At 66.3% G+C, this 14,368-nt stretch carries 15 protein-coding genes; 7 read left to right on the top strand and 8 right to left on the bottom strand.

What is annotated here, in order from left to right:
• Window positions 1-104: 104 nt before the first annotated feature.
• The 4 genes from NVU01S_RS12265 to NVU01S_RS12250 form a co-directional block, all read right to left on the bottom strand.
• Window positions 105-2,024, bottom strand: a complete 1,920-nt coding sequence (locus NVU01S_RS12265) for an ABC transporter ATP-binding protein (protein ID WP_052281175.1) — start codon at window positions 2,022-2,024, stop codon at window positions 105-107.
• Window positions 2,021-3,754, bottom strand: coding sequence for an ABC transporter ATP-binding protein (locus NVU01S_RS12260; RefSeq protein WP_043678713.1), 1,734 nt, complete (start codon window positions 3,752-3,754; stop codon window positions 2,021-2,023). The genes NVU01S_RS12265 and NVU01S_RS12260 overlap by 4 nt, the downstream gene beginning before the upstream one ends.
• A 162-nt stretch (window positions 3,755-3,916) precedes the next feature.
• Window positions 3,917-4,438 carry an RrF2 family transcriptional regulator gene (locus NVU01S_RS12255; protein WP_043678715.1) on the bottom strand — a complete coding sequence of 174 codons (522 nt, stop codon included), beginning with the start codon at window positions 4,436-4,438 and terminating at the stop codon, window positions 3,917-3,919.
• Between the two features lie 46 nt (window positions 4,439-4,484).
• A complete protein-coding gene (locus NVU01S_RS12250; protein WP_043678717.1) occupies window positions 4,485-5,078 on the bottom strand; it encodes a TetR/AcrR family transcriptional regulator in 594 nt (197 codons plus the stop codon).
• 201 nt (window positions 5,079-5,279) lie between these two features.
• Here NVU01S_RS12250 and NVU01S_RS12245 point away from each other — a divergent pair, with 201 nt between their 5' ends.
• Window positions 5,280-7,574, top strand: coding sequence for an MMPL family transporter (locus tag NVU01S_RS12245; protein ID WP_043678719.1), 2,295 nt, complete (start codon window positions 5,280-5,282; stop codon window positions 7,572-7,574).
• A gap of 202 nt (window positions 7,575-7,776) precedes the next feature.
• Window positions 7,777-10,071, top strand: coding sequence for an MMPL family transporter (locus NVU01S_RS12240; protein ID WP_043678722.1), 2,295 nt, complete (start codon window positions 7,777-7,779; stop codon window positions 10,069-10,071).
• 51 nt (window positions 10,072-10,122) lie between these two features.
• On the opposite strand, the gene NVU01S_RS12235 is transcribed toward NVU01S_RS12240, so the two are convergent.
• From NVU01S_RS12235 to NVU01S_RS12225, 3 genes are all read right to left on the bottom strand, one after another.
• Window positions 10,123-10,377: a hypothetical protein gene (locus tag NVU01S_RS12235; protein ID WP_052281176.1), complete on the bottom strand. Its 255-nt coding sequence runs from the start codon at window positions 10,375-10,377 to the stop codon at window positions 10,123-10,125.
• A 68-nt stretch (window positions 10,378-10,445) separates the two neighbouring features.
• On the bottom strand, window positions 10,446-10,646 hold the full coding sequence (locus NVU01S_RS12230; protein WP_029894749.1) for a hypothetical protein: 201 nt from the start codon (window positions 10,644-10,646) through the stop codon (window positions 10,446-10,448).
• A gap of 190 nt (window positions 10,647-10,836) precedes the next feature.
• Window positions 10,837-11,037 carry a hypothetical protein gene (locus NVU01S_RS12225; protein ID WP_029894752.1) on the bottom strand — a complete coding sequence of 67 codons (201 nt, stop codon included), beginning with the start codon at window positions 11,035-11,037 and terminating at the stop codon, window positions 10,837-10,839.
• A gap of 149 nt (window positions 11,038-11,186) precedes the next feature.
• On the opposite strand from NVU01S_RS12225, the gene NVU01S_RS12220 reads away from it, so the two are divergent.
• The 4 genes from NVU01S_RS12220 to NVU01S_RS12205 are packed head-to-tail and all read left to right on the top strand — an operon-like array spanning window position 11,187 to window position 12,918.
• Window positions 11,187-11,477: a DUF6191 domain-containing protein gene (locus NVU01S_RS12220; RefSeq protein ID WP_063048103.1), complete on the top strand. Its 291-nt coding sequence runs from the start codon at window positions 11,187-11,189 to the stop codon at window positions 11,475-11,477.
• A 48-nt stretch (window positions 11,478-11,525) separates the two neighbouring features.
• Complete coding sequence (locus NVU01S_RS12215; RefSeq protein WP_043681127.1) at window positions 11,526-11,834, top strand: hypothetical protein; 309 nt, start codon at window positions 11,526-11,528, stop codon at window positions 11,832-11,834.
• A 1-nt stretch (window position 11,835) separates the two neighbouring features.
• The gene (locus NVU01S_RS12210) at window positions 11,836-12,453 is read left to right on the top strand and encodes a carboxymuconolactone decarboxylase family protein (RefSeq protein ID WP_063048102.1); all 618 of its coding nucleotides are present in this window, start codon (window positions 11,836-11,838) and stop codon (window positions 12,451-12,453) included.
• Between the two features lie 36 nt (window positions 12,454-12,489).
• Window positions 12,490-12,918 (top strand): hypothetical protein, encoded by a 429-nt coding sequence (locus NVU01S_RS12205; protein WP_156161960.1) that lies wholly within the window; start codon window positions 12,490-12,492, stop codon window positions 12,916-12,918.
• An 8-nt stretch (window positions 12,919-12,926) separates the two neighbouring features.
• Here the strand turns inward: NVU01S_RS12205 and NVU01S_RS12200 are convergent, their stop codons facing one another.
• A complete protein-coding gene (locus tag NVU01S_RS12200; protein ID WP_043681125.1) occupies window positions 12,927-13,775 on the bottom strand; it encodes an NAD(P)H-binding protein in 849 nt (282 codons plus the stop codon).
• A gap of 62 nt (window positions 13,776-13,837) precedes the next feature.
• Between NVU01S_RS12200 and NVU01S_RS12195 the strand changes: the two genes are divergently transcribed.
• Window positions 13,838-14,239, top strand: a complete 402-nt coding sequence (locus NVU01S_RS12195) for a winged helix-turn-helix transcriptional regulator (RefSeq protein ID WP_043681124.1) — start codon at window positions 13,838-13,840, stop codon at window positions 14,237-14,239.
• Window positions 14,240-14,368 lie beyond the last annotated feature (129 nt).

Here is a 14,368-nt window from a genome sequence, read left to right as displayed (position 1 = left end):
CAGGGCAGAGCGGGTGCGCGAGCACGAGAGGGTGCGGGAATCGGCAGGGCAGACGCGAACGCGCCGCACAGCGGACGGGTCTGCTGTGCGGCGCGGTCGGTGGGTTACGCGTCGGCGGCGGCCGCCGCGAACTGCGCGTTGTACAGGCGGTAGTACGGTCCGCGTTCCTCGAGCAGGCGCTCGTGCGTGCCGTGTTCGACGATGCGTCCCGCCTCCATGACGACGATCAGGTCGGCGTCGCGGATGGTGGACAGGCGGTGCGCGATGACGAAGCTGGTGCGATCGCGGCGCAGGGCCGCGGTCGCGTGCTGCACCAGCAGTTCGGTGCGGGTGTCGACCGAGCTGGTCGCCTCGTCCAGGATCAGGATGGACGGCTTCGCGAGGAACGCCCGCGCGATGGTGATCAGCTGCTTCTCACCGGCGCTGACGCCGGAGCCCTCCTCATCGATGATCGTGTCGTAGCCCTCGGGCAACGCGTGCACGAACCGGTCGACGTAGGCCGCGCGCGCCGCGGCGAGGATGTCTTCCTCGCTGGCGGTCGGGCTGCCGTAGGCGATGTTCTCCCGGATGGTCCCCTTGAACAGCCAGGTGTCCTGGAGCACCATGCCGATCCGGGAACGCAGGTGATCGCGGGTGATCCGGGTGATGTCGACACCGTCGATGGTGATGGTGCCGGAGTCCAGTTCGTAGAACCGCATCAGCAGGTTCACCAGCGTGGTCTTGCCCGCGCCGGTGGGGCCGACGATGGCGATCACGTGCCCGGGCTCGGCGATCAGCGAAAGCCGTTCGATCACCGGCTTTTCCGGTTCGTAGCGGAAGGAGATGCCCTCGAACTCGACCTCGCCGCGATCCACCGGGCGAACGTCGGGCTGCTCCGGATCGGGGCTCTCCTCCTCGGCGTCGAGGATCTCGAAGATCCGTTCGGCGGAGGCGACCCCGGACTGCAGCAGGTTGGCCATCGCGCCGATCTGGGTGAGCGGCTGGCTGAACTGACGCGAGTACTGGATGAACGCCTGCACCTCGCCGAGCGAGAGCTGACCGGTCGCGACCCGCAGACCGCCGACCAGCGCCACCAGCACGAAGTTCACGTTCCCGAGGAACATGATCGCGGGCATGATCAAGCCGGAGATGAACTGCGCCTTGAAACTCGACTGGTAGAGCTGCTCGTTGCGCTGGTCGAACTCTTGGCCGACCTCGCGGCTGCGGCCGAACGCGGTGACGACCTCGTGGCCGGTGTAGGCCTCCTCGACCTGGGCGTTCACCATGCCGGTGTACTTCCACTGGTCCACGAAGTGCGGCTTGGACCGCTTGGCGATCTGCGCGGTGACGATGATCGCCGCGGGCACCGTGAGCAGCGCGATCAGGGCGAGCAGCCAGGAGATCCAGAACATCATGCCGAGGATGCCGATCACGGTGAACACCGAGACGATCAGCTGGCTCATGGTCTGCTGCAGACTCTGCGACACGTTGTCCACGTCGTTGGTGACCCGGCTGAGCACGTCGCCGCGCGGCTGCGAGTCGAAGTAGCGCAACGGAAGTCGATGGATCTTGTCCTCGATGTCGCCGCGCAGCCGCTTCACCGTCCGGTTGATGACGATGTTCAGCAGGAAGGCCTGCAGCCAGCCGAACAGCGCCGCGCCGATGTAGAGCGCGAGCACCACCATGAGCACCCGGCCGACCGCGTCGAAATCGACGCCGACGCCCGGCACCACATCCATCGAACTCAGCATGTCGGCGAAAGTGCTGTCACCCCTGGACCGCAGGAACTCGACCGCCTGCTCCTTGGTGGTGCCCGGCGGGAACTTCAGCTGCTTACCGACGACCCCGTCGAAGACCAGGTTGGTGGCTTTGCCGAGCATGTACGGTCCGAGGGTGTTCAGCACCACCGAGGCGATGGCGAGCACGACGACGGCCCAGACGTATTTCTTTTCGGGTGCGAGCCTGCGCAGCAGGCGCTTCAGGGACGGTCCGAACGATTTCGCCTTGGCGTCCGGCGCGCCCGGACCGGGCATTCCTGGCCTCATCGAACCTCCTCCGCGCTCAGCTGGGATGCGACGATCTCCTGATATTCCTTGCAGTCGCGCATCAGCTGCTCATGGCTGCCGACGCCGGCCATCTCGCCGTCTTCGAGCACCACGATCTGGTCCGCGTCGCGAATGGTCGTGATGCGCTGGGCCACGATGATGACCGAGGCGTCCTTGGTCACCGCGCGCAGCGCGTCGCGCAACCGGGCGTCGGTCGCCACGTCGAGCGCGGAGAACGAGTCGTCGAACAGGTAGACGCGCGGCGCCTTCACCAGCGCCCGCGCGATCGCGAGCCGCTGGCGCTGGCCGCCCGACACCGTGGTGCCGCCCTGCGCGATCGGAGTTTCCAAGCCCTGCGGCATTTCTCGCACGAAGTCGGCGGCCTGCGCGATCTCCAGGCAGCGCCACAGTTCGTCGTCGGTGGCGTCGGGATTGCCGTAGCGCAGATTGCTGGCGACGGTTCCGGAGAACAGATAAGCCTTCTGCGGAATCAACCCGACCTGCGCGCGCAACAGTTCCAGATCGACATGCCGGACATCGGTGCCGCCGAGATACACCGCGCCGTCGGTGACATCCATCAACCGCGGAATGAGGTTGAGCAGTGTGGTCTTTCCGGAACCGGTCGAGCCGACGATCGCGGTCGTGGTGCCCGGTTTCACGTGGAAGCGAATGGCTTTGAGCACCGGCTTCTCCGCGCCCGGGAAGGCGAATTCGGCGAACTGGAATTCGACGTCGGCCGGGTCACCCGCGAACGGCTGCGGCAGTTTCGGTGGCACGACCGACGATTCGGTCTCGAGCACCTCGCCGATCCGGTCGGCCGAGACCGCGGCGCGCGGCGCCATCATGGCCAGGAACGAGGCCATCATGACGGCCATCAGGATCTGCATGATGTAGGACAGCATCGCGGTGAGCGAGCCGATCTGCATGGTGCCCTCGTCGACGGCCTTGCCGCCGAACCAGATCACCGCGACCGCGGTCAGGTTGCTGATCAGCATCACCGTCGGGAACATCAACGCCATCAGCCTGCCCACGCGCAGCGCGGTCTCGGTGAGTTCGTTGTTGGCGACGCCGAAACGCCAGGTCTCCTGGCGTTCCCGGACGAAGGCGCGGACCACCCGGATGCCGGTGATCTGTTCGCGCAGCACCCGGTTCACCTCGTCGATGCGGGTCTGCATGTCCCGGAAGCCGGGCACCATCCGGCTGATGATGAAGGCCATCGACAGGCCGAGCACCGGCACCGCGATGAGCAGCAGCCAGGACAGGCTGAAGTCCTCGCGCAGCGCCATGATGATGCCGCCGATGCACATGATCGGGGCCATCACCAGGATGGTCGCCGACATCGCGATGAGCAGCTGCACCTGCTGAATATCGTTGGTGTTGCGGGTGATCAGCGACGGCGCACCGAACATGCCGACTTCGCGCGCGGAGAAGGTGCCGACCCGGTGCAGCAGCGCGCCGCGCAAGTCGCGGCCCGCGCTCATCGCCGCCAGTGCGCCGAGATACACCGAGCAGGCCGAGGCGACGATCTGCACGCCGGTGACCGCGAGCATGCGCAGTCCGGTGCTCCAGATGTAGCCGATATCGCCCTTGGTCACGCCGTTGTCGATGAGGTCGGCGTTGAGGCTCGGTAGATACAGCATCGCGATCACCGAGATCAGCTGCAGCACAACGACCCCGGCCAGCTGGGTGCGATAGGGGTACAGGTAGGTGCGAAGCAGTCGGATCAGCATGATGGACCGCAGGTTACCCGGCTGCCGTGACGCGCGTCACGATGACTCCTGAACAGCATGAATACCCTCCCGTCGGGGCGCTTTTCGCGCCTAAGGTGGTGACGTGCAGCGGCTATTTCGCTCGTTCTAATCCAGCCGGCGCCGATCCCGAGTCAGCGGATGCTAGGTCTGATTCAGCGGACGCTCCCTGCGCGCCCATGCGCCCGCGTCCTCGGTGAGCGCATCAATGAACCCAGGCAGCCTACCGTCGGCTATGTCATCGATCGACACATTTTCCAGTACCGCACGAATATTCACGCGCAGCGCAATCCACACGCGTTGCAAAGATTCGGCAGCGCCAGAATAGGTCACGTCCTCCGGACGCTCACCACGCACCGACGCGAGCGGGCCCTCGATCGCGCGGATCACGTCGGCGATGGAGATCTCGGCGGCCGGGCGAGCCAGCCAGTAGCCGCCGTCCGGCCCGCGTCTGCTGATCACGAGTTCGGCGCGGCGCAGGTCGCTGAGCACCGTCTCGAGCACCTTGGGCGGGATGCCCTGCGCGGTCGCGATCGCGTCCGCCTTCACGACCGGCGCCGCCGGTGCGGCGGGCGCGGGCCCCGACGGAGCCTGACTCGACTGCGATGCGCGGGCGATCTCGAGCAACGTCCGCACCGCGTAGTCGACCTTCGCGGTGATGTGCACAGCGACTCCTGGCGATGTACGGCGTTTCCGGTCAAGTAGCTGCAATCTACGCGCAATCTCGCGCGGTGAGTACGCACGTCGCCGCGTCCAGCAACGTGGCTTCCACCAGGCTGTCGTCGGCGCCCGGCGCGAACTCCTTGGACATCAACGCGACCCCGAGCATCGCGAGCGCCGCGCTCGCGCGCAGCTTGGCCTCGTCGGTCGGGTCCGGGCCGGCCAGCCACTCGCGCAGCGTCTGGTCGTCGTCGACGAGATCGGGATGCCGGTCGGCCACCGCGTTGACGATCGTCACGGTGTCACGCAGCACCAGCGCGCCGGCGTCGCGGTGCGACACCATGCCACGCAGGTAGATCCGCAGCACGTCCCGGATGGTGTCCGGGTCGTGCGGTCGCTGCTCGATGTCGACGACGACCGAGCGCAGGTGGTCGATGATCGGATCGATGATGGCGTGCAGCAATTCGAGCTTGGAAGCGTAGTGATAGTAGAGCGATGCCTTTGTGATTCCCACCGCATCGGCGACCTCACGCAGACTCGTCTGTTCGAATCCTTTGTCGCCGAAAAGCTTCACCGCGGCATCGCGTATCGCGGATTTAGTGCCCCGACCAGCAACGATGCCGTTGGGGGTGGAACGGGCAGCCATCGGATGATCCTCTCACCACTAGTGCGCCGGGCTAACCATGCCGGAGAAATTGAGGTTGTACCTCCGCTTATCGCTCGGATAGTCTACCTACCGCACGGTAGGCAGAAAGCGTCAGTGGAGGCGGGGCCGGCAGGGCAACCCCGCGAGTAGCTGTCTCCGGCTCTGAATTCATCACGCCTCAGCACCGCTAGGAGACCCTTCGTGTCCGTGTATCTATACAGATGGGGGAAGTTCGCCTTCCGCCGGAAATGGATCGTGCTACCCGTCTGGCTGCTGCTGTTCTTGCTGCTCGGCGGTCTCGGCGCGCAGCTGAGCAAGCCGATGAGCAATGACTTCAGCATGCCGGATCTGCCTTCGGCGCGCGCCAACGACATTCTGGACAAGCACTTTCCCGGCGCTTCGGCCGCCTTCAAATTCGACGCGGTCACCGGCACCTACGTGATCGGCGCGCCCGCGGGGCAGAAGCTCACCGACCCGGCCAACCGCGCCGCGCTCGACGCGTTCATCGCCAAGCTCGGCGAACTCGACATCGTCGATCACAGCAAGCCGGTCATGAATCCGGTCGAGGCGGCCGAGAAGATGGGCTGCCTGGCCAACCCCGACCCCGCGACCTGCAGCGGCGCACCGCTGAACGTGCTCAGCAAGACCGCGCCCGACTCGGTCGCGGTGCTGAATGTGCCGTTCACCATCAAGAAGTTCACCGACGTCACCGACAAGGAGCGCGACGCCGCCTACGCCGTGGCCTCCGACGCGCGCAATGCCGGGCTCGACGTCGAGATGAGCGGCTCGATCGCGATGAAGCAGCAGGCGCCCAGCGGCAAGTCCGAGATGATCGGCATGGGCGTCGCGCTGATCGTGATGATCGTGGCGTTCGGCGCGATCGTCGCCGCCTTCGTGCCGATCGTGACCGCGATCGTCGGCCTCGGTGCGGCCACCTCGCTGATCATGCTGGGCACCTCGGCGATCGAGATCCCGAGCTTCACCACCTTCCTCGCCTCGATGATCGGCATCGCGCTGTCCATCGACTACGCGCTGTTCATCGTCTCGCGCTACAAACACGAACTGGCAGTACAGGATTCACCGGAGGAAGCGGCCGGAACCGCACTCGGCACCGCAGGGTCCGCGGTGGTGTTCGCCGGCCTGACGGTGATCATCGCGCTCGCCGGGCTGAGCATCGTCGGCGTGCAGTTCCTGACCTTCATGGGTCTGGGTGGCGCCATCGCCGCCGGATTCGCGGTGCTCACCGCGATCACGCTGATGCCCGCGCTGCTCGGCGCGTTCGGCCGGTTCCTGTTCAAGCCTAAGTTGCCGCTCATCGCCCAGCACGACCCCGAAGACGACAACTCGGTCACCATGGGCATGCGCTTCGGCCGGTTGATCGGCAAGGCGCCGTGGGTCGCGTTGATCCTGAGCGTCGTGGTGCTCGGCGCGCTCGCCGCACCGGCCGCCGGACTGAACCTCGGCCTGCCCGGTGACGACAGCCAGCCGAAGACCTCGACCATCCGCAAGGCCTACGAGCTGCGCACCGCCGGGTTCGGCGAGGGCAGCAACGGCGTGCTGAACGTGGCAGCCGACCTGTCCAACGTGCCGGTCGAGGTCCGGGAGACCGCGGTCAAGGCGTTGCGGGACAAGCTCGCCGCCTACCCCGGCATGGACTACGTGACCGCGCCGAAGTGGAGCGAGGACAAGCAGGGCGTGCTGCTCGACGGCGTGCCGAAGTCCGGTCCGAACAACCAGGCCACCAAGGATCTGGTGAGCGACGCCCGCGATGCGGAAGCGCAGCTGAAAGCCGAATTCGGGGTGGAGTACGGCATCACCGGCAGCACGGCGATCTACGCCGATGTCGACCACGTGCTGCTCGGCAAGATCGTGCCGTACCTGGCGATCGTCGCCGGTGCCGCGTTCGTGCTGCTGATCCTGGTGTTCCGTTCGATCCTGGTGCCGCTGACCGCGGCGCTCGGCTTCCTGCTCTCGATGGCGGCCACCTTCGGCGCCACGGTGCTGATCTTCCAGCAGGGCAAGTTCGGCCTGATCGAGGACCCGCATCCGCTGGTCAGCTTCCTGCCGATCATGTTGATCGGCTTGGTGTTCGGCCTCGCGATGGACTACCAGGTGTTCCTGGTGACCCGCATGCGCGAGGAGTTCGTCAAGGGCAAGTCCCCGACCGAGGCGGTCGTCGCCGGTTATCACCACGGTGCCCGCGTGGTGACCTCGGCCGCGGTCATCATGATCTCGGTGTTCGGCTCGTTCCTGCTGGAAACCGACGTGACGGCGAAGTCGTTCGGTTTCGCGCTGGCGGCGGGCGTGCTGTTCGACGCGTTCATCGTGCGGATGATCCTGATCCCGTCACTGCTGGTGCTGATGGGCAAGTGGGGCTGGTGGATGCCGAAGTGGCTGGACCGGATCCTGCCCGATATCGACGTGGAGGGCACCAAGCTGCGCGAGTTGCAGCAGCGCTCGGCCACCCCGGCGAAGGAACCCGTCGCCGTCAGCTGACCTGGTCCGATTCGGCCCCGCATGCGAATTTCGCGTGCGGGGCCGAGTCATATCCAGCGGCGGTTCTTGATCTTGTGACTGGTCCGCAGCAGACTCAGAAGAAGTTCGACTCTCCAGCTCGGTAGTTCCGCGGGCGCTGTCGGCCCGCGCGCTTGTCGCTCGATCCGATCCGGCACGACCCGATCACCGCGAGGAGAACCCTGTGTCCGTGTATCTATACCGGTGGGGAAAGTTCGCCTTCCGGCACAAGTGGCTGGTACTGCCCATCTGGATCGCCCTGTTCCTGGTGCTCGGCGGGCTCGGCACCCAGCTGAAGGAGCCGATGAGCGACGACTTCAGCATGCCGAACCTGCCCTCGGAACGGGCGACGCAGATTCTCGACCAGCACTTCCCCGGCATGTCGGCGGCCTTCAAATTCGACGCCGTCACGGGAACCTATGTGATCGGCGCGCCACCCGGGCAGAAGCTCACCGACCCGGCGAACCGGCAGGCCATCGGCGCGCTGCTGGACAAGCTGAACCAGCTCGACATCGTCGACCACAGCAAACCGATCGCCGATCCGCTCACGGCCACCGAGCAGCTGGGCTGCCTGGTCGCCCAACCGGACCCGGCCAAATGCAGCGGCGCACCGCTGAACGTGCTCAAAAAGACCGAGCCCGAGACCGTCGCCTTCTTCAGCGTCCCGTTCACCATCAAGGAATTCACCGAGATCACCGCCGACAATCGCAAGGCGGCCTACGACGTGGCCGATCAGGCGCGCGCCGCCGGATTGACGGTGGAGATGAGCGGCACCATCGCGATGGAGCAGCAGGCGCCCAGCGGCAAGTCCGAACTCATCGGCATGGCGGTGGCGCTGGTCGTGATGATCGTGGCGTTCGGCGCGATCGTCGCCGCCTTCGTGCCGATCATCACCGCGATCGTCGGGCTCAGCGCCGCCACCTCGCTGATCTTCCTCGGCACCGCGTTCCTGTCGATCCCGAGTTTCACCACCTTCCTCGCCTCGATGATCGGCATCGCGCTCTCCATCGACTACGCGCTGTTCATCGTCTCCCGCTACAAACACGAACTGGCAGTACAGGATTCACCCGAAGAAGCCGCGGGCACGGCGCTCGGCACCGCGGGTTCGGCGGTGGTGTTCGCCGGGCTGACGGTCATCATCGCCTTGGTCGGGCTGGCCATCGTGGGCGTTCGATTCTTGACCTTCATGGGTCTCGGCGGCGCGGTCGCCGCCGGGTTCGCGGTGCTCACCGCGATCACGCTGATGCCCGCGCTGCTCGGCGCGTTCGGCCGGTTCCTGTTCAAGCCGAAGCTGCCGGTCATCGCGCAGCACGACCCGGAAGACGACGACTCGGTCACCAACGGCATGCGCTTCGCCCAGCTCATCGGCAAGGCGCCCGCGGTGGCGCTGATCCTGAGCGTGGTGGTGCTCGGCCTGCTCGCCCTGCCCGCGGTGCATATGAATCTCGGGCTACCCGGCGAGGACAGCATGCCGAAGACCTCGACCGTCCGGAAGGCCTACGAACTGCGCACGTCCGGGTTCGGCGAGGGCAGCAACGGCGTACTGCAGATCGCCGTCGATCTGACTGGCGTCGCGCCGGACAAACGCACCGACGCGTTGAATTCGTTGCGCTCGGAACTCACCTCGTACCCGGATATGGACTACGTGACCGAGCCGCAGTTGAGCCAGGACGGTCAGGGCGCGCTGATCAACGGCGTACCCAAATCGGGCCCGAACGACCAGACCACCAAGGACCTGGTCCGGGACGCGCGCGACGCCGAGGGCAGGCTCGAAGCGGAATACGGGATGAAATACGGCATCACCGGTACCACCGCGATCTACGCCGATATCGACCACGTGCTGCTCAGCAAGATCGTGCCGTACATGGCCATCGTCGCGGGCGCGGCGTTCGTGCTGCTGATCCTGGTGTTCCGCTCGATCCTGGTGCCGCTCACCGGCGCGCTCGGCTTCCTGCTCTCCATGGCCGCCACCTTCGGTGCGACCGTGCTGATCTTCCAGGAGGGCAAGCTCGGCCTGATCCAGGACCCGCGCGCGATCGTCAGCTTCCTGCCGATCATGTTGATCGGCTTGGTGTTCGGCCTCGCGATGGACTACCAGGTCTTCCTGGTGACCCGCATGCGCGAGGAATACGTGCACGGCAAGCCGCCTAAGGAGGCGATGATCAGCGGCTACCACCACGGCGCGCGGGTGGTCACCTCCGCCGCGGTCATCATGATCTCGGTGTTCGGCTCGTTCCTGCTGGAGGCCGACGTCACCGCGAAGATGATGGGTTTCGCGCTCGCGGCGGGCGTGCTGTTCGACGCGTTCCTGGTGCGGATGGTGCTGATTCCCTCGCTGCTCGCGCTGATGGGCAAGTGGGCGTGGTGGATGCCGGCCTGGCTGGACAAGATCGTGCCGGACATCGATGTGGAAGGCGCCAAGCTGTTCGCTTTGCGCGGGCAGGAGCACCCGAGCACCGTGAAACAGCCGGTCGGCTGATCGGTCCCGAGGCGCCCCCATCCGGTGGCCGGGTGGGGGCGCGCCGGTGCGCTACTGGCTGGGTTCGGGCAGGACGCAGTCCGACACCTTCGGATTCACGCCGAAGTAGTTGAGCGGGCCTGCGATGGTGGTGACGGCGATCGTGCCCCAGCCCGCGCAATTCGTCGGGCCACTCTGGAAATAGTGGCGCTGGCCCGCGGCCAGCAGGCCGATGACCAACCAGATGAGCAACAGCGTGCTGAACAAGCGGGTACCCGTACGACGGGAGCCCCGTGTACGGATATCGCGGGTGTCGCGCTCGCGCATGGCATCGCTTCCTTCCGTGCTCCCCACCTGGAGATACCCGGGCGCGACCCACTTATGCTGGGCTTTTCCTACTGGCTCGGCTGCGGCACGTTGCAGTCGGGCACCTTCGGGTTCACCCCCACGTAGTTGAGCGGGCCCGCGAGCACGGTGAGCGCTATGTTGCCGAAGCCCGCGCAGTTGATCGGGCCGCTGTCGAAGTAATGGCGCTGGCCCGCGGCGATCACGCCGATCACGAACCAGAGCACGACGATCACGCTTCCAAGTCTCATTACTGCCTCGTTCGTCGGCGCATCTCGAGCAACGTCATTATCTGGCGCTCCGCCGCGACGCGCCCAACACGACAGGACGGTCTGTTGTGTCGCCGAGACGCAGCCGACCTCGCACCCGGAAACCGGATGCGAGGTCGTCGCCGCAAGGTCTTGCCGGTGCGCGCCGGCTCAGTGGATCACGGTCGGTGGATTACGGACTCGGTTGCGGCACATTGCAATCGTCGACCTTCGGGTTCACGCCCATGTAGTTGAGCGGACCCGCGATCACCGTGACCGCGATGGTGCCGAAGCCCGCGCAGTTCACCGGGCCGCTGTCGAAGTAGTCCCGCTGGGCCGCGGCGATGACGCCGATCAGCAACCAGATCAAGACAATAATGCTTCCGATTCTCATATTTCTCTCGCTCATCGGTCTCGAGCGGACAGTTCGACGGCGCATACGGCATCTCGTCCTTCCCGCAACTTGCTACCCGGCGTATACCCCGGTTCGCCCGAAATATCCGCTCCGCCCGAACTATTGCTCGCCGGCTCGATCCCGCAGCCGTGTCCCGCTTTTCGGCGCAGGTCAGCGGGGTTCGGGTGCGGCGATCCGGTGACCGGGAACACGCACGACACTACGAACTGGTGCTGGGCAAGCGGCGCACCCGCGTGTCGGGCACGTTCACCGACGAGTCCACGGCGATGTTCTACAGCACCGAGCGGATGGATCTCGACCATCGCGCGTCCGACACCATGTTGCGCGACGAGGAAGAACGGTGCGCGCCATCACTGCTCGGGATCGATCTGCGCCGGCGCACCGTCGTACTGCGACCGAATCCGCCAAAAGACGAGTGACTTTCCGATAGCGGGGCGCACTGCGCACCGATCGATGAGAATGAGTCGATGGACGAAAAGTGGCGGCAATTCGGCGAGCACTTGATTTCCTCCCCCGGCCAGTTGCCGAGCGAAATTCGGCGAAAGATCAGGCAGCGCACCGCCATCGGTGACAGCGCCGGCGATATTTCGGCCGAACTAGCCGACTTCGCCGAGCTGGTCGCGCAGCACTCGTACCGATCCACCGCGGACACCATCGCCGGGCTCACCGCGGCGGGGCACAGCGACGACCAGATCTTCGAGGCCGCGGCTCTGGCGGCCTACGGCGCGGCCGATCGGCGGCTACGCGCGGCCCGGCGCGCCTGGGAGGGGCACTGAAATGTGGCTCAGCGCAGTCGAATCCGGACATGACCGGGTAACGCGGACCGTGCTCGGCGGTATCCGGCGGTCCAGCCGAATGGAACCGCCCGCGGTGCTCAAGCTCCTGTTCTATCGGCACCGATTCTTCGGTACGCCGCTGTCGGACATGTTCCAGCAGTCGTTACGCGGTCCGTCGTTCTGGACCGTGGCCGAACGCGAAATCTTCGCCACCGCAACGTCGGAGGCGAACGAATGCCCGTTCTGCTACTCCGCGCATCACGCGATCGCGGGCGCATACATCGACATCGGCGTGGTGGATCGCGCGCTGACCGCCAACGGGGATTCGCCCCTGCGCCCCGAAGCGCAGGCGATGATCGAATTCCTGCGGCGGATGACCCGCGATCCCGACGGCCTGACGCCGGCCGACGCCGACAAGGTGCGGCAGGCGGGCGTCTCGGCCGAGGCCTTCGAAGAGGCCGTCTGGGTGGGCACGTTCTTCAACGTGATCAACCGGATGCTGAACACCTTCGGCGCCCCGGCGCTGGACGAGCGCGGATCCCGGGTCGGCGCCCGATTCATCAAATCCTTCGGTTACCGGGTTCCGGCGCCGATTAGGCTCTTCTCACGCGGTACCTGATCGCCCGTATACCCACCCGTCCGAGGAGGTAGCACGATGCGTAGGTCCATTGCCCGAATTGTCGTGAGCGGTGTCGCCCTGACCGCCTTCGGCGCGGTGCTCGCGGTACCGGCCACCGCCGACGTGGCCGATGTGAGCGTCGCCGCCGGCGCCGAAGGTCTGCTGACCGGGTGCCGCTACACGGTCACGGCGGGGGTCACCGACGCGGTGATTCCGCCGGGCTCGGTGTTCTTCGTATTGTCCGGCGGAGTCATTCCCGGCAACGGGGAGCGCATCCCCGGCGAGGCCGTGCACCATCCGGAGAACAACACGGTGACCGCCACCTGGACGCCGACGCGGGTCGGCCGCCAGAACCTCGTCGCCATCCAGAGCGAGCCCGGCCGCTACACCTCGACCAAGTTCACCTCCATCGAGGTGATCGGCACCGGACTCGACACCGGCAGTTCCTGTCAGCGCATCTCCTGACAGCCGGGTCAGCGGAAGTCGGCGACGTGATCGGCCGCCCACTGCGCGTACGTGCGGGCGGGCGATCCGGTGACCCGCTCCACCGTGGTGGTAGCCGGGCCCGGCTTGTCTACCATCGCGGCCAGACCCGCCAGCACGAAGTCGGCGTATTCCGTTGGTAGCCAGGTCATTTCCCGCCTGGCCTGTTCGGGTGTGATCTCTGCCCAGGACAAGGTGCGCCCGAGCGCCCGGCCGATGGTCGCGACCTGCTCGATGCGGGTGGCTGCCGACGGACCGGACAGCTCGTATTTCGCCCCGAGATGGTCGTCGGTGGTCAGCGCGCGCACCGCGACCGCCGCGATATCGGCCTCGTGCAGCAGCGTCATCGACGCCGCGCCGTACGCGCCACGGACCGTGTCACCCGCCCGGATCTGTGCCGCCCACTCCAGGGTGTTCGTCGCGAAACCGTAGGGGCGCAGGAAAGTCCACTCCGAGCCGGACGCCACGATCGGCCGCTCGATGGCGGCGTGCGTGGCGCCGATCGGATTGTCCTGCTCCTCGAGGTCGTCGCGGACCGCAGCGGAGGACAGCAGGACGATGCGACGGGCGTGCGCTGCGATCACCTCGATCGCCGGTCCGGCGTGCTCGACCGATAGTGCGGGCCAGGTCAGATAGACCGCGTCGATATCGGCGAGGGCGGCCGCCAGTGTGTCGGGGGCGGTCAGGTCGCCGGGGACGACCTGCACGCCCTCGGGTAGCCGCGCGGCAGCCGGGTTGCGAGCCACTGCGCGCACCTGCTCCCCGGCGGCCACCAGTTGCGAAACCACTTGCCCGCCAACGTGACCGGTCGCGCCGATCACCAGATATTTGGATGCCATACGGCCACCGTACAAAGCGGGCTTACCTCAGGTAAGTCCCTACCTCGAGGTAAGCTCAGGGCGTGGCGGTAGGTTTCCAGGCAGAAAGTCATCCCTCCGACCCGCAGCGTGACGCATTCGACAAAGACTGCCCCGCCCGGACGATCCTCGACAAGATCACCAGCCGCTGGGGTGTCCTGATCCTCGCGGCCCTGCGCGACCGGCCGCTGCGCTTCTACGTCCTGCGCGATCGGATCGACGGCATCAGCGAGAAGATGCTCTCCCAAAACCTGCGCACCTTCACCGATTACGGCTTCACCGAACGCATCGTCGAACCGACCATCCCACCCCGGGTCACCTACGCGCTGACACCGATGGGCGCCGAATTGGCCGAGCAGTTGCACGGTCTGCTCACCTGGGTCGGCGCGCACGCCGAAGGCATCGTGCGATCCCACTCCGATGGATCGAATTCACCAGCGACCTAACGGTCGTGCGCGATCGCTGTGCAGGCTGCGGCACCGCCTGATGTAGTCGTAACGGCCGCTCGGCCTTCCGGGCGGGAACTCCTCGCCGCCGAAACAAGTCGAGGGCCGCACCTTCGGAGCTGGGCCGCA

The sequence above is a fragment of the Nocardia vulneris genome (assembly GCF_001613425.1).
Lineage (GTDB): Bacteria > Actinomycetota > Actinomycetes > Mycobacteriales > Mycobacteriaceae > Nocardia > Nocardia vulneris.
Note: the sequence above shows the minus strand (reverse complement) of the source record. Positions and strands in the feature narration are given on the sequence as shown.

Coding starts and splice junctions, on each gene's coding strand:
- NVU01S_RS12265 (WP_052281175.1), bottom strand. CDS start 2,024: ATGAGGCCAGGAATGCCCGGTCCGGGCGCGCCGGACGCCAAGGCGAAA.
- NVU01S_RS12260 (WP_043678713.1), bottom strand. CDS start 3,754: ATGCTGATCCGACTGCTTCGCACCTACCTGTACCCCTATCGCACCCAG.
- NVU01S_RS12250 (WP_043678717.1), bottom strand. CDS start 5,078: ATGGCTGCCCGTTCCACCCCCAACGGCATCGTTGCTGGTCGGGGCACT.
- NVU01S_RS12235 (WP_052281176.1), bottom strand. CDS start 10,377: ATGCGCGAGCGCGACACCCGCGATATCCGTACACGGGGCTCCCGTCGT.
- NVU01S_RS12230 (WP_029894749.1), bottom strand. CDS start 10,646: ATGAGACTTGGAAGCGTGATCGTCGTGCTCTGGTTCGTGATCGGCGTG.
- NVU01S_RS12225 (WP_029894752.1), bottom strand. CDS start 11,037: ATGAGAATCGGAAGCATTATTGTCTTGATCTGGTTGCTGATCGGCGTC.
- NVU01S_RS12215 (WP_043681127.1), top strand. CDS start 11,526: ATGGACGAAAAGTGGCGGCAATTCGGCGAGCACTTGATTTCCTCCCCC.
- NVU01S_RS12210 (WP_063048102.1), top strand. CDS start 11,836: ATGTGGCTCAGCGCAGTCGAATCCGGACATGACCGGGTAACGCGGACC.
- NVU01S_RS12205 (WP_156161960.1), top strand. CDS start 12,490: ATGCGTAGGTCCATTGCCCGAATTGTCGTGAGCGGTGTCGCCCTGACC.
- NVU01S_RS12200 (WP_043681125.1), bottom strand. CDS start 13,775: ATGGCATCCAAATATCTGGTGATCGGCGCGACCGGTCACGTTGGCGGG.